Source organism: Thioalkalivibrio sp. ALE11 (assembly GCF_000381205.1).
GTDB lineage: Bacteria > Pseudomonadota > Gammaproteobacteria > Ectothiorhodospirales > Ectothiorhodospiraceae > Thioalkalivibrio.
This window is the reverse complement of the sequence record NZ_KB906184.1, coordinates 1-19,725: the sequence shown is the minus strand read 5'-3', so window position 1 is coordinate 19,725 and position 19,725 is coordinate 1. Positions and strand designations below refer to the sequence as shown.

Annotated in this window: 19 protein-coding genes and 1 pseudogene; 15 read left to right on the top strand and 5 right to left on the bottom strand. The window is 65.2% G+C overall.

The annotated features are described in order from the left end of the window. Window positions 1-271 precede the first annotated feature (271 nt). The 10 genes from F620_RS0113020 (at window position 272) to purU (ending at window position 10,189) form a co-directional block, all read left to right on the top strand. Entirely contained in the window at window positions 272-802 is a 531-nt protein-coding gene (locus F620_RS0113020; RefSeq protein WP_019570900.1) for a DsrE family protein, read from the top strand. Between the two features lie 118 nt (window positions 803-920). After that, on the top strand, window positions 921-2,480 hold the full coding sequence (gene murJ / locus F620_RS0113015; protein ID WP_019570899.1) for a murein biosynthesis integral membrane protein MurJ: 1,560 nt from the start codon (window positions 921-923) through the stop codon (window positions 2,478-2,480). Window positions 2,481-2,531: 51 nt separating this feature from the next. Next, window positions 2,532-3,521 (top strand): bifunctional riboflavin kinase/FAD synthetase, encoded by a 990-nt coding sequence (gene ribF, locus F620_RS0113010; RefSeq protein ID WP_019570898.1) that lies wholly within the window; start codon window positions 2,532-2,534, stop codon window positions 3,519-3,521. 70 nt (window positions 3,522-3,591) lie between these two features. Then, complete coding sequence (gene ileS, locus F620_RS0113005; RefSeq protein ID WP_019570897.1) at window positions 3,592-6,435, top strand: isoleucine--tRNA ligase; 2,844 nt, start codon at window positions 3,592-3,594, stop codon at window positions 6,433-6,435. Beyond that, window positions 6,432-6,929, top strand: a complete 498-nt coding sequence (gene lspA / locus F620_RS0113000; RefSeq protein WP_019570896.1) for a signal peptidase II — start codon at window positions 6,432-6,434, stop codon at window positions 6,927-6,929. Before ileS ends, lspA begins: the two co-directional genes overlap by 4 nt. Window positions 6,930-6,963: 34 nt before the next feature. Then, a complete protein-coding gene (locus tag F620_RS0112995; protein ID WP_018868985.1) occupies window positions 6,964-7,401 on the top strand; it encodes a peptidylprolyl isomerase in 438 nt (145 codons plus the stop codon). Window positions 7,402-7,420: 19 nt separating this feature from the next. Further along, window positions 7,421-8,368, top strand: a complete 948-nt coding sequence (gene ispH, locus F620_RS0112990; protein ID WP_019570895.1) for a 4-hydroxy-3-methylbut-2-enyl diphosphate reductase — start codon at window positions 7,421-7,423, stop codon at window positions 8,366-8,368. Between the two features lie 78 nt (window positions 8,369-8,446). Next, on the top strand, window positions 8,447-8,833 hold the full coding sequence (locus F620_RS0112985; RefSeq protein ID WP_019570894.1) for a nucleotidyltransferase family protein: 387 nt from the start codon (window positions 8,447-8,449) through the stop codon (window positions 8,831-8,833). Continuing rightward, window positions 8,823-9,245 carry a DUF86 domain-containing protein gene (locus F620_RS0112980; protein ID WP_019570893.1) on the top strand — a complete coding sequence of 141 codons (423 nt, stop codon included), beginning with the start codon at window positions 8,823-8,825 and terminating at the stop codon, window positions 9,243-9,245. Before F620_RS0112985 ends, F620_RS0112980 begins: the two co-directional genes overlap by 11 nt. A gap of 77 nt (window positions 9,246-9,322) precedes the next feature. Beyond that, window positions 9,323-10,189 (top strand): formyltetrahydrofolate deformylase, encoded by an 867-nt coding sequence (purU, locus tag F620_RS0112975; RefSeq protein WP_019570892.1) that lies wholly within the window; start codon window positions 9,323-9,325, stop codon window positions 10,187-10,189. An 18-nt stretch (window positions 10,190-10,207) separates the two neighbouring features. Here the strand turns inward: purU and F620_RS0112970 are convergent, their stop codons facing one another. Together F620_RS0112970 and F620_RS0112965 are read right to left on the bottom strand one after the other, a co-directional pair. Next, complete coding sequence (locus F620_RS0112970; RefSeq protein ID WP_019570891.1) at window positions 10,208-13,408, bottom strand: DEAD/DEAH box helicase; 3,201 nt, start codon at window positions 13,406-13,408, stop codon at window positions 10,208-10,210. Next, window positions 13,405-13,818 (bottom strand): (deoxy)nucleoside triphosphate pyrophosphohydrolase, encoded by a 414-nt coding sequence (locus F620_RS0112965; RefSeq protein ID WP_019570890.1) that lies wholly within the window; start codon window positions 13,816-13,818, stop codon window positions 13,405-13,407. The genes F620_RS0112970 and F620_RS0112965 overlap by 4 nt, the downstream gene beginning before the upstream one ends. Window positions 13,819-14,289: 471 nt before the next feature. On the opposite strand from F620_RS0112965, the gene F620_RS15230 reads away from it, so the two are divergent. Together F620_RS15230 and F620_RS0112960 are read left to right on the top strand one after the other, a co-directional pair. Beyond that, window positions 14,290-14,922 (top strand): hypothetical protein, encoded by a 633-nt coding sequence (locus F620_RS15230; RefSeq protein WP_155987027.1) that lies wholly within the window; start codon window positions 14,290-14,292, stop codon window positions 14,920-14,922. A 100-nt stretch (window positions 14,923-15,022) separates the two neighbouring features. Further along, window positions 15,023-15,205, top strand: a complete 183-nt coding sequence (locus F620_RS0112960; protein WP_019570889.1) for a hypothetical protein — start codon at window positions 15,023-15,025, stop codon at window positions 15,203-15,205. Between the two features lie 61 nt (window positions 15,206-15,266). On the opposite strand, the gene F620_RS15225 is transcribed toward F620_RS0112960, so the two are convergent. Further along, on the bottom strand, window positions 15,267-15,452 hold the full coding sequence (locus F620_RS15225; RefSeq protein ID WP_155987026.1) for a hypothetical protein: 186 nt from the start codon (window positions 15,450-15,452) through the stop codon (window positions 15,267-15,269). A gap of 164 nt (window positions 15,453-15,616) precedes the next feature. Here F620_RS15225 and F620_RS15220 point away from each other — a divergent pair, with 164 nt between their 5' ends. The 3 genes and pseudogenes from F620_RS15220 to F620_RS14455 all read left to right on the top strand — a co-directional run. Continuing rightward, on the top strand, window positions 15,617-16,006 hold the full coding sequence (locus F620_RS15220) for a DUF6680 family protein (RefSeq protein ID WP_155987025.1): 390 nt from the start codon (window positions 15,617-15,619) through the stop codon (window positions 16,004-16,006). A 118-nt stretch (window positions 16,007-16,124) separates the two neighbouring features. Next, window positions 16,125-16,898 (top strand): DUF1883 domain-containing protein, encoded by a 774-nt coding sequence (locus F620_RS0112955; RefSeq protein WP_019583296.1) that lies wholly within the window; start codon window positions 16,125-16,127, stop codon window positions 16,896-16,898. A 115-nt stretch (window positions 16,899-17,013) separates the two neighbouring features. Next, a pseudogene (locus F620_RS14455) lies at window positions 17,014-17,850 on the top strand (NERD domain-containing protein); the annotation flags it as partial. A 29-nt stretch (window positions 17,851-17,879) separates the two neighbouring features. Here the strand turns inward: F620_RS14455 and F620_RS0112945 are convergent. Both F620_RS0112945 and F620_RS14450 read right to left on the bottom strand, forming a co-directional pair. Continuing rightward, window positions 17,880-18,596 carry an integrase core domain-containing protein gene (locus tag F620_RS0112945; protein ID WP_026331473.1) on the bottom strand — a complete coding sequence of 239 codons (717 nt, stop codon included), beginning with the start codon at window positions 18,594-18,596 and terminating at the stop codon, window positions 17,880-17,882. Further along, window positions 18,593-19,594, bottom strand: a complete 1,002-nt coding sequence (locus F620_RS14450; RefSeq protein ID WP_081621776.1) for a reverse transcriptase domain-containing protein — start codon at window positions 19,592-19,594, stop codon at window positions 18,593-18,595. Before F620_RS14450 ends, F620_RS0112945 begins: the two co-directional genes overlap by 4 nt. Window positions 19,595-19,725 lie beyond the last annotated feature (131 nt).

Here is a 19,725-nt window from a genome sequence, read left to right as displayed (position 1 = left end):
CCGGCCCTGCATCCTTCATCCCTTCCGCGCTAAACTGGTTCATGACCTGCCCCCTCGATATTGGCTCTGTGTTGAAGGTGGTTGTCCCAACCCCGAGAACATAACCCACGCTCTCGAGGTCGGGCAGGTCAATCCATCATGTCTACGGGCGCGGTCGTGCAATGCTGTGGGAGCCTGCTTGCAGGCGAACCGGGCCCGGGCGCCCCGGAATGGAATCCCGGAGCCCGTGCGTCTACATTGCAGGCACCACAACATAAAAAGGAGCATGGAGATGAAATACCCCGCCGCCCGCAACAACGCCCTGGTCCCCGGCTTCGTGCTGGTGCTGCTGGCCCTGTTCGCCGCCAGCCTGGTCCTGGTCCCGCAGCAGGCGCGCGCCTTCGAGCCCGAGGCCAAGGTCGCCTACCACGCCGATTTCGCCGATCCGCGGCGCTTCTCGGCGATGCTCACCAGCATCAACAACATGGTCACCCATTACGAGCGCGAGTTCATCGAGGCGGATGTGCGGATCGTGTTCGTGTCCCACGGCATCCGTTTCATCGCCGATGACGACCTCGAAGGCACCCCGTTCGAGGCCGACGAGGAATTGCTGGAGGAGCGTGAACGGCTGCAGAGCCGCCTGCGCACCCTGGCCAATACCTATGGTGTGCAGCTGGAGCTGTGCGACATCACCCGCGGTGACATCGGCCTTCCGGAAGAGGATCTGATGGATGGCGTGGATATCGAGCTGGTGCCCTCCGGCGTGGTGCGCCTGACCGAGCTGCAGAACGACGAAGGCTTCGCCTACCTGAAGATCGAGTAATCCTCCCTTCCTCCTGACGGCTGCCCGCGGTTCTCCGGGGCAGCCGTCGCCGGGCCTGGCGACGGGCGAGTCGGTTACACTCCGGTCCGCTCATTGTCTGTGTGGTGCCGGCTTCCGCATGAACCGACTGTTCCGATCCACCGCTGTGGTCAGCGGCATGACCATGATCTCGCGGATCATGGGCTATCTGCGCGACATGGTGCTGGCGGTGACCTTCGGGGCCAGCGCGGCCACCGACGCCTTCTTCGTCGCCTTCCGCATCCCCAATTTCCTGCGCCGGCTGTTCGCCGAGGGGGCCTTCAACCAGGCCTTCGTCCCGGTGTTCGCCGAATTCCGCGAGAAGCGCGGGCGCGAGGCCCTGCGCGATCTGCTGGACCATACCGCCGGGGCGCTGCTGGGCGCGGTGGCCATCGTCACGCTGCTGGGCATCCTCGCGGCCCCGGCCCTGATCTGGGTCTTCGCGCCCGGGCTGGCGCAGGCGGAAGGCCGCCAGGACCTGGCGGCGGACATGCTGCGGATCACCTTCCCGTACCTGCTGTTCATCTCCCTGACCGCGATGGCGGCGGGCATCCTCAACAGCATCGGGCGCTTCGCGGTGCCGGCGTTCACTCCGGTGTTTCTCAACCTGGCGCTGATCGGCGCCGCGCTGTGGCTGGCGCCGATGTTCGCCGAACCGGTGGTCGCGCTGGCCTGGGGCGTGTTCATCGCCGGGGGGCTGCAGCTGGCTTTCCAGATCCCGTTTCTGTGGCGGGCCGGGCTGCTGCCACGGCCGCGTTTCCGCCGGGCGCACGAGGGCGTGCGCCGGATCGTCAAACTGATGCTGCCGGCGATCCTCGGGACCTCGGTGGTGCAGATCAACCTGCTGGTGGACACCCTGATCGCGTCGTTCCTGGTGGCCGGGTCGATCTCCTGGCTGTATTTCGGCGATCGCTTCGTCGAGCTGCCGCTGGCGCTGTTCGGCATCGCCATCGGCACGGTGATCCTCCCGCGCCTGGCGAAACAGTTCAACGAGGAGCGGCCCGAGGCCTTCGGCCGTACCCTGGACTGGGCCCTGCGCACGGCGATGCTGGTGGCCCTGCCGGCGATGGCCGGACTGGTGGTGCTGGCGGTGCCGATCCTCGCGACGCTGATCCAGTATCAGGAGTTCACCCCGCACGACACCCACATGACCGCACTGGCGCTGGCCGCCTATTCGCTGGGGCTTCCGGGCTTCATCCTGATCAAGGTGCTCGCGCCGGGCTTCTTCGCCCGCCAGGACACGAAGACCCCGGTGCGCATCGCGATCATCGCCATGCTGTGGAACATGCTGCTCAACGGCCTGTTCGTGCTGCCGTGGTATCTGTCCGGGGTGCCGGGGGCGCACGCCGGGCTGGCGCTGGCGACCTCGGCCTCGGCCTACATCAACGCCGGGCTGCTGTATCGCGGGCTGGTGCGCGAGGGCATCTATCGCCCCGGGCCGGCCCTGCGGCGCCTGCGCTACGGGCTGCCCGTGGCCCTGGCGGTGATGGTGGCGGTCCTGGTGGTGCTGTCGCCGGCGCTGGACGCGTGGACGGACTGGTCGATCCCCGAGCGCGGGACGGCGCTGACCGGGCTGATCGTCGCCGGGGTGGCCAGTCTCGGGGTGACCCTGTGGCTGGCCGGCCTGCGTCCGCGGCATTTCCTGTTGCGCGAGGCCTGATCTCGCGGGGCACGCCGGGTTATACTTGCCGTTTTTCCTGGATACGGGGCAATGCGGCTGATTCGAGGGCTGGGCAGGTCCGACGGTGCGGATTCCGGGCTGGCCGCGGTGCGCGGCGCCGTGGTGACCATCGGCAACTTCGACGGTCTGCACTGCGGGCATCAGGCGGTGGTGGACCGCCTGCTGGCGGCCGCGCGCGAGCACGCCGCCCCGTCGGTGCTGATGACCTTCGAACCGCTGCCGCGCGAATATTTCGCCGAGCACGCCGGAGCGCCCACGCCGCCCGGCCGGCTGCAGCGCCTGCGCGACCGTCTGGTGGCGCTGGACGGCCGCGGACTGGACGCCGCCTGGGTGCTACGCTTCGATGCCCGCCTGGCGGGGTTGCCGGCGCGCGACTTCCTAGAGGAGGTCCTGTACCGGCGGCTGGGCGCGCGCCACGTGCTGGTGGGCGACGACTTCCGCTTCGGCCGCGGGCGCGAGGGCGACAGTGCGCTGATGCGCGCCGAAGGGGAGCGGCTGGGCTTCAGCGTGGAGTCCACGCCCACGGTCAGCGATGCCGACGGGCGCATCAGCAGTACCCGGGTGCGCGCCGCCGCGCGCGAGGGCGGCTTCGACGAGGTCACGCGGCTGCTCGGACGGCCGTACCGGCTGCACGGGCGGGTCGCGCATGGCGACCGCCTGGGACGCACCATCGGCTTCCCCACGGCCAACGTGCGCCTCGGGCGCTGGCCGCTGGCGCTGCGCGGGGTGTATGCCGGCTGGCTGCACGGCGCGGGCGGCGAGCCACTGGCCGCGGTGGCGAACATCGGCTGGCGGCCCACGGTGCAGGGCACCGAACAGCGCCTGGAGATCCATGTGCTGGACGCCGCCCCCGAACTCTACGGCGCGCGCGTGGCGTTCGAACCGCGCGCGCTGGTTCGCGGCGAACAGCGCTTCGACGGGCTGGATGCCCTCAAGGCGCAGATCGCGCGGGACGCCGACACGGCGCGCGAATGCCTGGCGGGCGACGAACCGGGCCGCGTGCCCCGTACCGTCTGCTGACACCGGTCCAGATCGCCGAATTCCTCCAACTCCACAGCAACCGGCCCCGCGGGGCCCATCCGGAAGAGCCATGGCCAAGAAACAGGCACCGCCGAATCCCTACAAGGATACGCTCAACCTGCCGCAGACCGCGTTCCCCATGCGGGCGAACCTGGCAAAGCGCGAGCCGGAATGGCTGGAGCAGTGGCGCGCGGAGGATCGTTACCGCCGCTTGCGCGAGCACTGCGCCGGACGGCCGCGCTTCGTGCTGGCCGACGGCCCGCCGTACGCCAACGGCTCCATCCACGTGGGGCACGCGGTCAACAAGATCCTCAAGGACATCATCGTCAAGAGCCGCACGCTGGCGGGTTTCGATGCCCCGTACGTGCCCGGCTGGGACTGCCACGGCCTGCCGATCGAGCTGCAGGTGGAGCACAACATCGGCAAGCCCGGCCACGAGGTGGACGCCGCCGAGTTCCGCGAGGCCTGCCGTGCCTACGCCGCGGAACAGGTGGCCGGCCAGTCGGCCGACTTCCAGCGCCTGGGCGTGCTGGGTGACTGGGACCACCCGTACCTGACCATGGACTACCAGGTCGAGGCGGACACCGTGCGCGCGCTGGCGCGCATCTACGAGCGCGGCCACGTGCAGATGGGCGAGAAGCCGGTGCACTGGTGCGTGGACTGCGGCTCCGCGCTGGCCGAGGCCGAGGTGGAGTACGAGGACAAGATCTCGCAGGCGATCGACGTGCGCTTCCGCGTGGTGGACGACGTGGATCTGGTGCGGCGTTTCTCCGGTGCGGATGCCGACGGCCCGGTGAGCGTGGTGATCTGGACCACCACGCCGTGGACCCTGCCGGCCAACCAGGCGGTGGCCGTGCATCCGGAGCTGGATTACGCGCTGGTGGAGCTGGAACACGAGCGCCTGCTGCTGGCGGAAGAACTGCTGGAGGACTGCCTGGGTCGCTACGATCTGGGCGAAGGCCGTGTGCTGGCACGGGTGAAGGGTGCCGCGCTGGAAGGCCTGATGTTGCAGCACCCGTTCCTGGAGCGCGAAGTGCCGCTGATCCTCGGCGACCATGTGACCACCGAGGCCGGTACCGGCTGCGTGCATACCGCCCCCGGCCATGGTCAGGACGACTACGCCGTGGGCCTGCAGTACAACCTGCCGGTGGACAACCCGGTGGGCCCCGACGGGGTGTTCGTGGAGGGCACGCCGTATTTCGCCGGGCAGAACGTGCACCAGGCCAACGGCCACGTGATCGACGTGCTGCACGAGAAGGCCGCGCTGATCGTGGCGCGCAAGCTGCACCACAGCTACCCCCACTGCTGGCGGCACAAGACCCCCATCATCTTCCGCGCCACGCCGCAGTGGTTCATCAGCATGGACCGCGCGGAACTGCGTGCCGATGCCCTGCGTGCGATCGGCGCGACGCGCTGGATGCCCGACTGGGGCGAGGCGCGCATTCACGGCATGGTGGCCAACCGGCCCGACTGGTGCATCTCGCGTCAGCGCCACTGGGGCGTGCCCATCCCGTTCTTCCTCAACCGCAAAACCGGGCGCGTGCACCCGCGCACCCCGGAGCTCACCGAGCGGGTCGCCCGGCGCATCGAGGAGCAGGGCATCGAGGCCTGGTTCAGCCTGGACCCCGAAGAATTCCTCGGCGAGGAAGCCGCCGACTACGTCAAGCTCACCGATACCCTGGACGTGTGGTTCGACTCCGGCGTGCTGCACAGCACGGTGGTGGAGAAGCGCCCGGAGCTGGGCGGCCTGCCGGCGGATCTGTTTCTGGAAGGCTCGGACCAGCACCGTGGCTGGTTCCAGTCCAGCCTGCTGACCAGCGTGGCCATGCGCGGCGAGGCGCCCTACCGCGGGGTGCTGACCCACGGCTTCACCGTGGACGAGAACGGCGAGAAGATGTCGAAGTCGCGCGGCAACGTCGTCGCGCCGCAGGAAGTCGTCTCCACCCTGGGGGCGGATATCCTGCGCCTGTGGGTGGCCGCGACCGATTTCGCCGGCGAGATGGCGATCTCCGACAACATCCTCGACCGCACCGCCGATGCCTATCGCCGCATCCGTAACACCATGCGCTTTCTGCTCGGCAACCTCAGCGGCTTCGACCCGCAGCAGCACGCCGTGCCGCTGGACGAGCTGCTGCCGCTGGACCGCTGGATCGTGGCGCGCGCGCTGCAGGTGCAGGAACAGGTCACCCGCTCGTACGACGAGTTCCTGTTCCACCCGATCTACCAGCGGGTGCACAACTTCTGCTCGGTGGAGCTGGGCAGCTTCTACCTCGACGTGATCAAGGACCGCCAGTACACCACGCCGGGGGATTCGCACGCGCGGCGTTCCGCGCAGACCGCGCTGTACCACGTGGCCGAGGCCCTGACCCGGTGGATCGCGCCGATCCTGACCTTCACCGCCGAGGAGATCTGGGAGCTGCTGCCGGGCGAACGCGCCGACTCGGTGCTGTTCGCCACCTGGTACGAGGGCCTGGCCCCGCTGCCGGAGGATGCGACGTTCAGTAACGCCGACTGGGACCGCATCCTCGAGATGCGCACCCACGCCGCGCGCGCGCTGGAGACCGCCCGCAACGAGCAGCGCATCGGTGCCTCGCTGACCGCCGAGATCGACCTGCACGTACCCGCCGATGCCCCGGTGCGCGCCCCGCTGGAACGCCTGGGTGACGAGCTGCGGTTTGTGTTCATCACCTCGGAGGTGCGCCTGAGTACCGAGCCCGCCCCGGCCGAGGCGCATGCAGCGACCCTGGAGGACGGCACCGCGATCGGCGTGGTGGTGCACCGCAGCGAACACGCCAAGTGCGTGCGCTGCTGGCACCTGCGCCCCGACGTGGGCGAGAACCAGGCGCATCCCGAGCTGTGCGGGCGCTGCGTGACCAACGTGGAGGGGCCGGGCGAGACCCGGCGGTTCGCGTGAGGCTGCCGGGGCGTTCCGGGCTGGCCCCCGGTCTGGCGCTGGCCGCGGTGGTGCTGGTCCTCGACCAGATCACCAAGTTCTGGGCCGAGCGCGCGCTCACCCAGTTCGCCTCGGTGGAAGTGGCCCCGTTCTTCAACTTCACCCTGCTGTACAACCCGGGGGCGGCCTTCAGCCTGCTGGCGGACGCCGGCGACTGGGGCCGCTGGCTGCTGTCCGGGATCGCGATCGCCGCCGGGGTGCTGATCACCGTGTGGCTGGCGCGTCTGCCGCGCGATGCCTGGCTGACCATCGCCTCGCTGGGGCTGATCGTGGGCGGGGCCATCGGCAACCTGGTGGACCGCCTGCGCATCGGCAAGGTGGTGGATTTTCTCGACTTCCACTGGGCCGGGCATCACTGGCCCGCATTCAACGTCGCCGACATGGCGATCACCGTGGGCGCGGTGCTGCTGATCGTGGCCGCCTTCACCGAAGGCGAGGCCACCCGCCGCGACTGACCCGCCCCGCGTCTGCAAGCGAACTGGAGCAAAGATGACGACCGTAGTAAAAGAAAAGCGCGTACGCATGCACTACCGGCTGGTGCTGGAAAACGGCCTGGTGGTGGATTCCACCGGCGAGGAACCGACCGAGCTGGAGGTCGGCGCCGGCGAGATCCTGCCCGGGCTGGAAGACCTGCTGATCGGCCTGCAGCCGGGCGATCAGCGGGAATTTGCGATCGAGGCCGGGACCATGTTCCCTTGGCCCGAGAAAGAGGCCTTCCAGTCGGTGCCCCGCAACCAGTTCCCGCCCGAGGCGGAGCTGGCAGAGGGTCAGATCTACGAGTTCACCAGCCCGTCGGCCGAGGCCGTGCCCGGCCGCATCAGCGAATTGAGCGAGGAGACCGTGACCGTGGACTTCAACCACCCGCTGGCAGGCAAGAACTTCACCTTCGAGGTGGAGATCCTGGAAGTGCACCCGGCGGACGAGTGATCCGCGAGGAGAACAGGGCATGAACATGCAGGTCCGGCTCGCCAACCCCCGCGGCTTCTGCGCCGGCGTCGAACGCGCCATCGAGATCGTGGAACGCGCCCTGGAGATCCACGGCGCCCCGCTGTACGTCCGCCACGAGGTGGTGCACAACCGCCACGTGGTCGGGCGGCTGGAAGACGCCGGCGTGGTGTTCGTGGAGGAACTGGACGAGGTCCCGGACGGCAACGTGGTCATCTTCTCCGCGCACGGCGTGCCGCGCCGCGTGCAGGAAGAGGCCGAGCAACGCGGCCTGACCGTGTTCGACGCCACCTGCCCGCTGGTCACCAAGGTCCACCTCGAGGTGTCGAAGCACGCCCGCGAGGGGCGCGAAGTCGTCCTCATCGGGCATGCCGGCCACCCCGAGGTGGAGGGCACCCTGGGCCAGTTCGACACCTCGAACGGCGGGCGCATGATGCTGGTGGAAACCGTGGAAGACGTGGAACGCCTGGAGGTGAGCGAGCCCGACCGGCTGGCGTTCGTCTCCCAGACCACGCTGTCGATGGACGACACCGCCGACATCATCGATGCCCTCACCGCGCGCTTCCCCAACATCGAGGGGCCGCGCAAGATGGACATCTGCTACGCCACGCAGAACCGCCAGGACGCGGTGAAGACCCTCACCGACGACTGCGACCTGCTGCTGGTGGTCGGCTCGAAGAACAGCTCCAACTCCAACCGCCTCGCCGAGATCGGCGCGCGTTCCGGCGTGCCGTCGTACCTGGTGGACGGCGCCGCCGACATCGACCCGGCGTGGCTCGAAGGCCGCGACCGCATCGCCGTGACCGCCGGCGCCTCCGCCCCCGAACTGCTGGTGCAGGAAGTCATCGACTACCTGCGCGAGCGCGGCGTGAACGAGGTGAGCGAAGTCGCCGGCCAGGAAGAGACCATCACCTTCTCCATCCCCCCCGGCCTGCGCGACACCGCCTGACCCCGGTAGGAGCGGCCTTGGCCGCGAACTGGAGTTGTCCTAATCTGGACCCTTTCGGATTCGCTGCCGCGGTGCTCCATGCTTTCTCCCGAACAAACTTCGCAGCTCGAGCGCCTCGCCAGAGAGCATGGCTGGGAGCTGCTGGTCCTGTTCGGCTCCACGGCGCGGGACGGCACCGGCCGGGACATCGACCTTGCCGTTCAGCCGGCGGAGATGCCGGGCCTGATGACCCAGGGTCGCTGGCAACGGCAACTGGAAGAGATCCTGGAGCCTTGCCCGGTTGATCTGCTGGTTCTGAGCCAGGGCACTTCCCCGCTGACCCGGTTCGAGGTCTTCCGGGATGGCGTCTGCCTGTACGAAGCACAGGCCGGGCGCTTCCACGCCGAGCAGGACCGGGCCTTCTTCCTGCACGCCGACTCCGTACTCTTCCAGCAACACCGGATGGAGGGCACGGATGCCCCCTGATACCGCCGAGGTGATCGGGCGCAAGCTCGACATGCTCCATCGTTTCCTGACGGACATGGAGCATTACGCAGCTCTGGACGTGTCCGTGCAGAGGCAGGAGCACTATGCGATTGAACGCCTGCTCCAGCTTTTGTGTGAATCGGCGGCCGATATCGGGCTTCAACTCCTGCGCAGGGATGGCGACCGGCTGGCCTCGGCCTATCGCGAAGTTTTCATCGCTCTGCGCGACCGCCATGGCCTGGATGCCGGGCTGGCCGATCAGCTGGTGGACGCCTGCGCGATGCGCAACGTACTGACGCATCTTTATGACACGATCGATCTGGATCGCGTGATCGGCGCCGTGCCCGACGCCCTGGAGGTGTATTCCGCCTTTGCCAGCTGGGCCGGGGAGCGCGTCCGGTCGAGCCCGTAGTCATTCCTGCCGGGTATCGGTCTCCCGGGCGCCCCGGTGTACCCTGACCGCTTCAATCTCCCCGGAATATCTCGACCATGACCGAAACCGCCCCCGCGCGCCACGACTTCCGCCTCAGCATCGTCTGCCCCGACCAGCACGGAATCGTGGCCCGGGTGGCCGAGGCCATTGCCGGCACCGACGGCTGGATCACCGAAGCCGCCCAGCACACCGACGCCGAGGCCGGATGGTTCTTCATGCGCTGGGTCTTCGCCCTCGACCCCGCGCGCGAAGGCGAACTGCGCGACCGCCTGCTGCATCTGGGCGAAGACATGCGCATGGACTGGGTGCTGGCCGACTCGCGCAGCCGCCAGCGCGTGGTGCTCATGGTCAGCCGCGAAGGCCACTGCCTCAGCGACCTGCTCGCTCGCTGGAACGCCGGCGAGCTGCCCATGGACATCCCCGCCATCCTCTCCAACCACACCGACCACGAACCCCTGGCGCGCTGCTACGGCATCCCGTTCGAGCACATCCCCGTCCCATGCGACGACCGCGCGAGCGCCTTCGCCCGGCTGCAGGAACGCCTCGACGACCTGCAGCCCGACACCGTGGTCCTCGCCCGCTACATGCAGATCCTCCCGCCGTGGATGTGCGAGCGCTACCCGCAGCGCATCATCAACATCCACCACAGCTTCCTGCCCTCGTTCTCCGGCGCGCGCCCCTACCACCAGGCGCACACCCGCGGGGTCAAGCTGATCGGCGCCACCAGCCACTACGTGACCGAAGAACTGGACGCCGGCCCCATCATCGAACAGGACGTCACCCGTGTCCGCCACGACGACAGCGTGCAGGACATGATCCGCAAGGGCCGCGACGTGGAACGCTGGGTCCTCGCCCGCGGCCTGCGCTACCACCTCGAAGGCCGCGTGCTCACCCACGGCAACAAGACCGTCGTCTTTGACTGAGCGCTGAGCGCTGAGCGCTTACAGGACCGTGCGGCGGGCGAGGTGCAGGAGTCGGGCGGGCAGTTCGTAATCCAGTTCCCAGATGATGCTCATCGGCTTGCTGCCTTCATGGCGCTGGTAGCGCACCGGGCCGCAGAAGGTGAACGGCTGGCTCAGGCCGGTGGCGTCGCGCTTGGCCGGGCGGATGAACAGCATGGGGGTGTAGCCGAGCTCTTCGTGGTGGATGTAGCGCTGCCCGGTCTCCGAGGTGGGGGAGGTGCCGGACTGCGACTGCCAGTGGAACCGCCGTTCGTTGAGGGCATAGTCCTCGTACATGGTTGTGGGCGAGAACTCCCGCTCGGATTTCTCCAGGGTGACGAACAGCGCATCCACTCGCCGTTCCGGCACATGCCGCACACCCTCCTGCTGAGTAATCGGCTTCTCCAGGCTCCCGAGCCCCAGCGCCAGCAGGATCTGCTCGCGGGTGTAGGACGCATGCAGCTCCAGCGGCCCGGTCTGCTTCGGGAAGGTGATGCCGCTGGCCGGTACCATGCGCTCGCGCCGCCATTCGGCGACCTCCTGAAGGTCCCGGTAAAGCGGGCGTTGTTCGCGGACGAAGCGGGCCACCGAGGCGAGATCGCCATTCCCCGGGCGCGTCTTGCCCCATAGCGTGCTGTGGATCAGGGCCAGCCGCAGCCGTTCTTGCTCGCTGAGCTCATCCACGTTCGCCGTGGATTCGGCCAGATGGCTTTGCAGGGTTTCCAGCAACTGCTGGTCATCACAGCGGACCAGGCGTTGCAGCCCACGCTTGAGGCCGTTGGCATACGGCTTCAATGCCTCGGTCGACTCCCCTCCGCAGTCCGCGCGCAGCCGTGAGGGCAGGTCCTTGCGCAGCAGGTCTTCTGCCTCGTCCATATGCAGGCAGTCGAGCATCTTGGGCAGGCTGGCGGAGTCGATGTCCTCCTGGAAACAGCGCTTCAGATCGCGCACGATCTCCGGGCGCTGCCGGTTGATCTGCGCGCGGATGTTGTCGAGGACCCGCTGGGTGGCCAACCGGTCGAGGTGGATCAGGCAGCCACTGGGCAGCCAAGGGAAGCCCTCTTGGATCTGGTGATCCACCCGCTTCTCCGGCCGCGCGCTGAGCGCCCGGAACCGAGCGGCGTAGCGAAAGCGCCGGTGCTGCGGCGCCACGAAATCCAGCACCGTGAGGTGCGGCTTGCCTTCATGCAGCCGCAGCCCGCGACCGAGCTGCTGCAGGTAGACCGTCAGGCTCTCGGTCGGACGCAGCAGCAACAGGGTGTCCACCTCCGGCAGATCCACGCCCTCGTTGTAGAGGTCCACCGTAAAGATGAAGCGGATGCGCCCCTCGCGCAGGTCGCGCTGTACCGATTCCCGCTCGTGGTCCGGGCTCTCGCCGGTCAGCACCGCGCTGGGCACCTGCCTGGCCGAAAAATGCTCGGCCATGAACCGCGCGTGGGCGCGGCTGATGCAAAACCCCAGGCCCCGAACCGAGCCCAGGTCGGCCGCGTGTTCATGGGCCTGTCGCAACACCCAGTCGGCCCGCGCCTGGTTGCCAGTAAACACGCCCTCCAGTTCTTCGGCGTCATAGCCCCCGCGCTGCCAGCTCACCCGGCTCAGGTCCACGGATTCGTGGTCGGCCACGCCGAAGTAATGGAACGGCACCAGCAGGCGCCGTTCGATCGCGTCCGGCAGGCGAATCTCGTGGGTGTAACGCTGGCCGAAGTGCCGGCGGATGTCGTCGGCATCCGTGCGCTCCGGGGTCGCCGTCAGGCCCAGCAGGCACTTGGGCCGTACATGCTCGAGGATGCGCTGGTAGCTCCCCGCGGTACTGTGGTGCGCCTCATCCAGCACCACGTAATCGAAATGCGCCGGGTCGAGGCGATCGAGGTCCCGCGCGTTCCAGCTTTGCACGGTGCAGAACAGATGACGGTCCTGGCTCGGGCGCGCCCCGCCCACCAGCACGTCGCCGAACTCGTTGTCCTGCAGCACCTGACGGAAGCTGGCCATCGCCTGCCGCAGGATCTCCTCGCGGTGGGCGATGAACAGCAGCGACGGGCGCCCCTTGTCCGCCTGCTCCCGCGCAAACCGCCGATAGTCGAACGCCGCAATCATGGTCTTGCCGGTCCCGGTGGCGGCGATCACCAGATGGCGGTCGATCCCCGAACGGCGCTCGCGCTGGATATCCTCCAGGATCTCCTGCTGGAAGGCATACGGACGCAGATCGAAGAACGTGGTGGCGTCTTTCTGCGCGGCTGGCCCTGCGTTGGATTCCGATTCCAGCGCCTGTTGCAGGCGAGGGAGGTCATCCGTGGTGAGCGGTTCAAACTCCGCCGGGTCTGCCCAGTGCGCCTCGAACGAGGCCTCGATCTGGCGCCACATGTGCGGCAACTCGTATTCGCTGATCTTGGCCGTCCACTCCAGCCCCTCATCCATCGCCACGCGCGAGACATTCGCCGAGCCGATGTAGGCACTGCCAAACCCCGTATTCCGATGGAACAGGTAGGCCTTGGCGTGCAGGCGCGTGCGGTGCGTGTCGTACGAGACCCGAATCTCGGTGTTCGGCAGGCCCAGCAGAAACTCGATCGCCTTCAGATCCGTGGCCCCAAGGTACGAGGTCGTCGCGATCCGCAGCCTGGGCGAGCCATCGGCCGTCGGCGTCTCGGTAAAGCGCTTCAGTGTCTCGCGCAGGGCGCGAATCCCGCTCCACTTGATGAACGACACCAGCCAATCGGCCCGCTCCGCACTGGCCAGTTCCTTCTCGATCTGCGTGACCAGGCTCGGTGTGCGATCGGATCCGGTAAGCAGGCTGGACAGCGCCAACGGAATTTCCGGCCGCGGTGTCTCCTGCTGCCCCACCTGATCGGCAGCCGGAGCGCGCACCTCCAACAACTGCCGAAACGGCGGCTGCGGCAGGTCCTCCTCGATGCCCGACAGCGGATGCCCGGCCGCCGCCAGCGTATCCGCCAGCCCCTGCACGGCCCGCGTCCAGTCGTCGTGTCCCTTTTCCCGCAGCTCACCCGCGCGCCCCGCGAGCCGTTGGGCCAGCTCGGCGGCCAGGGTCATCGCCAGATCGTCGCCCTCCAGCCCCTGGCTCCAGCGGGCATGGTCCTCCAGCCCCAGGGCTTCCAGCGCCTGCCGCACCCGCGGCGTATCCAGCCGTTCATGCAGGCCGACCCATTCACCCCCGGGCAGGGACTTGGCAGCGTTATCTCGGCTCATCCGGAACGTCCCGCAATAAAGGTTTCGAGCAACGGGATGTCCGCAGGTGCGAGATCGAGTCCGCGCGCCTCCAACGGCGACACCCAGCACCAGCGATCGTGTACCGTCAAAACCGGGCTCTCGTCGTCCGTCCACGCCCGCAGCGCCACCAACTCAAGGCCCCCATTACCCGGAATCGGCGTGCGCCCGATCTCTTCCCCGACCCGCAGCTCCATCGCCAGCTCTTCACGGAATTCGCGGCACAACGCCACCTCCAGGCTCTCGCCCGGCTCCGCCTTGCCGCCGGGGAATTCCCAATACCCCGCCAGCGCCTGATCGGCCCCGCGACGCGCCAGAAAGATCCGGCCCTGCGCCTCCTCCAGAATGCCGCAGACCACCACCGCCCGATTCGCTTCTATGAGCGTTTCCAACACCGGCTCCCGGTTTCGCTCTGACCGGATCGTACCAGGGAACGCCGCCACGGCTCCCGCAGGAAGCCCGATTCTCGCGCCCCGCGTGGTGGCTCCTCCCGTCACCCCACACTGCGCTAACGGTGATATACCGATTCTGTATAGCACCGCGCTCTGTCACGCCCGAACCGCCGCTTTCCACGTCTCGCCCCGAATCCGTTCACCCCCCAAGCCTTCAACGTCGGCCCCTGCATCCCGCCTATGTTGGATCGCCGGGCCGATGTAAGACTTTGACTAAGCTCCAAAGATTCTTCGTCCCAGTGGGCCGGATGCCCTGCCCCTCGACGCGACGCACACTACCATGATAAAAGCATGGTTTAGCTGTGGTGGTGTGCCGCCGAGAGGAGAACGCCGGGATGATATGCAGAATCTGTATATCACCAATATGACAGATTCTGTCTAATCTACTGTTAGATTTTTGGGAGACTCCCTTTGGGCTACGAAATGCCGGAACGACCAAGATTCCTCGAAAACGCGTTGCAAGGCCTTGCGTTTTGGATTGGTCATCGTCATTCGCTATTTCGATCTTATCCTCTGCCAGAAGGAGCGATGGTTGCTGAGGCATGTAATCTCATCCAAGCGAACCTATCAGATTCTCTCGAGCTTAGACCAGAGTGCCAGTACAAGCGTTTAGTTCAGCCGGACGCGCAATTGAACGGCATTGGCGATTTGGCGCGAGCGGATCTCGTAGTTTTCTCTCGCAACATTGGAAATGAGCCAAACGGCGACCCTGATCGTGTTCAATTTGTGATGGAGGTTAAGAGAGGGTCAGCCGCCAACGCCAATATTAATGACGACCTAAAGCGGCTCTACACATTCTTAAGCGGCACCCAGACCAATGCGCGCGCGTTCTTAATTGTCGTGTCTGAATCAAAGGCCCCTGCGAGATTTGTTGCCGGTGGAAAATCGCGTCTAGGCAGCCATCCTATTCCTGATTCGCTAGGCTGCTTTCATGTGCGTCGAACTGTTAAAGCCGCAGCAAGCTTTTCAAACAAGAATTCTGCTCATTATGTTTGCCTAATTGAGGTGTTTCGTGATCGACCTACGCCTTTGCCAAAAATCTAACAATGCAGTCAACCGGACGCCAAAAGCTTGGCGCTTTTGGTTCCCTCCGCTGCGCTCTGGCGCCGGTTACTGCGAGCGTTAGCAGAAAGGAAAAACCCAGATGTCTACACCATCAGCTCAGGAGATCCTTTCCAAGTTCGAGCTCTACTTCCTGGCGCTTACCTTTACGTTGCTGGGCATCTCGATTCAGACGGCTAGCCTGACGGATGTTCCGGAGCTTTCTAAGATTCTGGAGGTTGTCGCCTGGATTCTCTTGGCCGTTTCAGGAATAGTTGGTCTATAAAAACTTCAATGGGTGTCCAGCCTTGTGATGGCGAGAGATAAGAAGGACTACTATAGAGAAATCACGGAAGCATTAAATAAGTCCAAGGCAAGCGGGCAGAGGCAAGCTTTTGATTCAAGTTCTGGAAACCAAGTTCCCGTAGATGAAGTGCTTGAAATGGTGAAAAAGAATGAGACCGACCTAACCAATATTTTGGCGCAAATGGGCCGGAAGCATGAAATAAAACACCATGTTCAATGGTGGACATTCCATTCTGCCATTTTGTTTTTCATTTCTGGGCGGATCATTGCTGCATTCTGCTAACAAAGGGTTCAACCGGACCCCGGTAAGCTCCGCAGCGGCAAAGCCGGGCGAGCTCAGTGGCGGGGCCGGTTAACCCAAACGTTATGTGTCTATATGAGATAGTCCAATATGGAATCTGAAACACTAACCTGGACTTCCCTTCTTTCCGCAATCGCGTCGGGTCTTGTGGCATTCGGAGTTTCAGCCTATCACCAGCATCGGAGAGAGGTCCGGAGAGAGAAAATAGAGGTTCTAGGGGCTCTAATGGGTAACCGCCATGGATTGACTGGAGCTGGTGGCGAGGAAGCAAAAATACGCTTTGTTGAGGCGTTGAATTCAGCGTATGTTGTATTTCATAAATCACCCTCGGTTGTCGAGGCATTAAACAACTTCAAGAAGAATAAGGGGCAAACCGGGGCTAACGTAACTTGTCTCCTTCGAGGGATGTTGGAGGGCCTAAAAATTGATACCAGCGATCTGGATGATAGGTTCTTTGATGAACCCTTCACGCCAGGCTAGCTTCCAAACACATAACCATGCGCAGCACTACGCAGCCTACGGCTGCCGGACGCTCGCGAGGTCGCGCCGGTGTGCGCGGCGTTATGTGCTCAATAGGTAAAGGAGTGAACGGCTCACGATGAAGTTTATACACACCGACCTTGGGCAGAGGAAGCGCGGAGAAACCGTAGAAATCACACTTACCGGGAACGCCGCGAATGTGCGCCTTATGGACAGTTCGAACTTCGCAGCGTACAAACGGGGCGGCCGTCATCGCTACCACGGAGGTCTGGCGAAGCGCTCACCGGTAAAGTTGCAGATCCCGAGCAATGGCCACTGGCATGTCGCAGTGGATATGCAGGGGCTACGAGGCAAAACGAACGCGTCAGTGCGAGTCCTACCGGGTGCCTTGCCAGAGATGAAAGAGCCAGCGCTATCGTCAGTCCCGGGTCTTGTGCATGACGAGCCGCCGCCGGGAGTATCAAGCGGACAGAAAGAGCACGATGTCTTCATCTCTCATGCGTCGGACGACAAAGAGTCGATAGTCCGAGACCTGGCGAATGCCCTTGTCGCCGAAGGCCTAGACGTTTGGTACGACGATTTCTCGCTCCGGATCGGCGATAGTTTGCGGCAGAAGATCGATCAAGGGCTTGCGCGCAGCCGCGTCGGCTTGGTTGTCTTCTCGGAGGCCTTTTTTGGAAAGGGCTGGGCAAACTACGAACTCGACGGCATCGTCTCACGGAGCGTATCGGGAGAACAGGTTCTTCTGCCTATTTGGCACGGCGTAACTAAGAAGCAAGTAATGGAGTACAGCCCATCGCTGGCTGACAAGGTTGCTCGCAGCACGGGTACTCACACAGTCGAAGAAATAGCGACAGAGATCGCGGAACTAATTCGTGAGTCACGCACATAACACGTCGCTCAACCGGACGCTCGTACCTCGCGCCGGTTAGCTATGCGTTATCCGTACAGGTAGGTTCTGGAGAATGACCACGCTAATACCTTCGCTGAACAGCTGCCTGCCGCGCATGACGTCGGGCGAGAAGCGCTTTGCGCGGCGCCTGGAGCAGTTCCTGGAGGATGACTACCTGTGCTGGTACGACGTGCCGGTGGGCGGGCGGTCGGAGCATCCGGATTTCATCGTGCTGCACCCGCAGCGTGGGTTGCTGATCCTGGAGGTGAAGGACTGGCGGCTGGAGACCATCCGGCAGATCGATCGCCAGGAGGCGACGATCCTGACGGACCGGGGCCTGAAGGTGGTGCCCAACCCGCTGGAGCAGGCGCGCCAGTATGCCTATCAGGTCATCAAGCCACTGGAGCGCGATGCGCAGCTGGTGCATCCGCCGGGGTCTTCGCTGCAGGGGCGGTTGATGCTGCCGTTCGGGCACGGGGTGGTGCTGGCCAATATTACCCGCGCGCAGTTCGAGCAGCAGGAGCTGGGCGAGGTGATTCCGGCCAATCGGGTCATCTGTCGCGACGAGATGACGGAGTCCCAGGATCCGGAGGATTTCCAGAAGCGGCTGTGGGACATGTTCACCGTGCAGTTCCCGCACCGGTTGTCGCTGCCGCAGATCGACCGCATCCGCGGCCATCTGTTCCCCGAGATTCGCATCCGCCAGGGCAGCCTGTTCGACGATGCGCCCGACGCGGACGAGACCGAATCCCCGGCCGATGTGCTTCCGGACCTGATGCGGGTGATGGACCTGCAGCAGGAGCAGCTGGCGCGCAGCCTGGGAACCGGGCACCGGGTGATCCATGGCGCGGCCGGCGCGGGCAAGACGCTGATCCTGGTCTACCGCTGTCTGCATCTGGCGCGGGCGCTGCGCAAGCCGATCCTGGTGCTGTGCTACAACCGCACCCTGGCGGTGGCTGTCAAGGAAGTTGGCACATTGGGTCATGCGGCCTCTAATGCCGGCTCCGGGTTGAGGTGGACCGCCTCGACGGGCGTCCAGTCACGGACCGGTCGGCCACCCCAGCGTTCCGGTTTGGCAGCCCTGGCCTGTTCGTAGCGATGCTTGCGGCGTGCCAGGAGATGGCGGTCCCGGCCCCGATGGCGCTCGGCCGGCGTGACATACTGGATGGCGCTGTGCCGGTGCTCGTGGTTGTACCAGTGGACGAAGTCCAGGACCCACTGGCGGGCCGCTTCCAGGTCGTCAAAGCCGTCCGGCGGATAGCTTGGCCGGTACTTCGCCGTCCGGAACAGCGCTTCGGAGTAGGCGTTGTCGTTGGAGACCCGGGGCCGGCTGTGGGAGCGCGTGACCCCCAGTTCCTCCAGACGGGCGCACAGCGTGGCGCCCTTCATGGCGCTGCCATTGTCCGCATGCAGCACCAGAGGCCGGTGGGCCACGCCCTCGCGCAACACGGCGCGTTCGATGACGGTGCGGCTGTTGGCCGCACTCTCGGTCCCGAAGACCTCGAAGCCGGTCACCTTCCGGCTGAACAGGTCGATGATGAGATAGAGGTAGAAGAACTGCCCCCGGATCCGGGTAGGCAGATAGGTGTAAGGGTCGGGCCGCAGCGCCCTGGCCGGCTCTCGCCGGCTGGGTTTCTGCGGTCCGCCTTCCGAACCGGACGTGCGACTCTCGCCGCATCCGGCTCTCCATGTGTTCATGCCGAAGGCGCCCAGGGTGTCGGTATCTTCGCCCCTCGGTATCGATACCGAATGATTGAGACCGCTTGGGGCTTGAACAAGGAAACCCCTCCGTCGGAGAACTGCCAGTCGGGCAGGCAGCGGCGTACGAGTTCCCGAGTACCGATACGGAGGTGCCGTTTCCGGAACCAACGAAACACTCGATGCCACGTAAAGTGGTTGAGATAACTGAAGGTCCGTGCCGACACACCGTATCGAAAATACTCACACCACCCGCGTAACACGCGGTTGACCACGAGTAGCAAGTCTCTGAGCGTACGATGCTTGTTCCGGCGGGTCAGGGAGCGCACTTTGGCCATCACAGAGGCGAGCGCCTTCTTGGATGGGTATGTGTACACCGCCTGCTTGCCGTTGCGACCTTGCCATCGGCGGCGCTGAATATGCCAGCCGAGGAAGTCGAAGCCCTCGTCGATGTGGCAGATCCGGGTCTTCTCGACCGACAGGGACAATCCTATCGGTGCGAGGACTTCCTCGACTTCCTGCCACAGCGCTTCGGCATCCGTCCGCTGCCCGTTGATCATCACCACGAAGTCGTCCGCGTAGCGCACGAGCCGCATGGCGGGAGCCCCGGTGCGGCGGAGCTTGGCGCGTCGCCACGACGGTCCAAGCGCGTCCCACTTCCGAGTGAAGTGTTCGTCAAGGACCGACAGGGCGATATTGGCGAGAAGAGGGGAAAGGATGCCGCCTTGAGGTGTGCCGGTGATCGTTTCCCTGGCCTTTCCGTCCTCAGCGAGGACTCCGGCTCGGAGAAACGCGCGAACCAGCGCAAGCACCCGCTTGTCTTCGATCCGTCGTGCGACGCGGCGCACTAGCGCCTCGTGCTCGATGTTGTCGAAGCATGCCTTGATATCCGCCTCGAACACCCATTGGTAGTTTCGAGTCGGAATGGCAAAGTAGCGGATTTCGCTGATTGCGTCCTGAGCACGACGATGAGGCCGGAAGCCGTAGACATGATGGATTGACCTGCCCGACCTCGAGAGCGTGGGTTATGTTCTCGGGGTTGGGATAACCACCTTCAACACAGAGCCAATATCGAGGGGGCAGGTCATGAACCAGTTTAGCGCGGAAGGGATGAAGGATGCAGGGCCGG

Excerpts from the sequence above, each read along its gene's own strand:
- ileS (WP_019570897.1), top strand. The coding sequence starts at position 3,592 with ATGGCCAAGAAACAGGCACCGCCGAATCCCTACAAGGATACGCTCAAC.
- F620_RS0112960 (WP_019570889.1), top strand. The coding sequence starts at position 15,023 with ATGTCTACACCATCAGCTCAGGAGATCCTTTCCAAGTTCGAGCTCTAC.
- F620_RS0112970 (WP_019570891.1), bottom strand. The coding sequence starts at position 13,408 with ATGAGCCGAGATAACGCTGCCAAGTCCCTGCCCGGGGGTGAATGGGTC.
- ispH (WP_019570895.1), top strand. The coding sequence starts at position 7,421 with ATGAACATGCAGGTCCGGCTCGCCAACCCCCGCGGCTTCTGCGCCGGC.
- F620_RS0112995 (WP_018868985.1), top strand. The coding sequence starts at position 6,964 with ATGACGACCGTAGTAAAAGAAAAGCGCGTACGCATGCACTACCGGCTG.
- F620_RS15225 (WP_155987026.1), bottom strand. The coding sequence starts at position 15,452 with ATGTCCACCATTGAACATGGTGTTTTATTTCATGCTTCCGGCCCATTT.
- F620_RS0113020 (WP_019570900.1), top strand. The coding sequence starts at position 272 with ATGAAATACCCCGCCGCCCGCAACAACGCCCTGGTCCCCGGCTTCGTG.
- murJ (WP_019570899.1), top strand. The coding sequence starts at position 921 with ATGAACCGACTGTTCCGATCCACCGCTGTGGTCAGCGGCATGACCATG.
- F620_RS0112985 (WP_019570894.1), top strand. The coding sequence starts at position 8,447 with ATGCTTTCTCCCGAACAAACTTCGCAGCTCGAGCGCCTCGCCAGAGAG.
- ribF (WP_019570898.1), top strand. The coding sequence starts at position 2,532 with ATGCGGCTGATTCGAGGGCTGGGCAGGTCCGACGGTGCGGATTCCGGG.
- F620_RS0112980 (WP_019570893.1), top strand. The coding sequence starts at position 8,823 with ATGCCCCCTGATACCGCCGAGGTGATCGGGCGCAAGCTCGACATGCTC.
- F620_RS0112955 (WP_019583296.1), top strand. The coding sequence starts at position 16,125 with ATGAAGTTTATACACACCGACCTTGGGCAGAGGAAGCGCGGAGAAACC.
- F620_RS15220 (WP_155987025.1), top strand. The coding sequence starts at position 15,617 with ATGGAATCTGAAACACTAACCTGGACTTCCCTTCTTTCCGCAATCGCG.
- F620_RS0112945 (WP_026331473.1), bottom strand. The coding sequence starts at position 18,596 with ATGAACACATGGAGAGCCGGATGCGGCGAGAGTCGCACGTCCGGTTCG.
- purU (WP_019570892.1), top strand. The coding sequence starts at position 9,323 with ATGACCGAAACCGCCCCCGCGCGCCACGACTTCCGCCTCAGCATCGTC.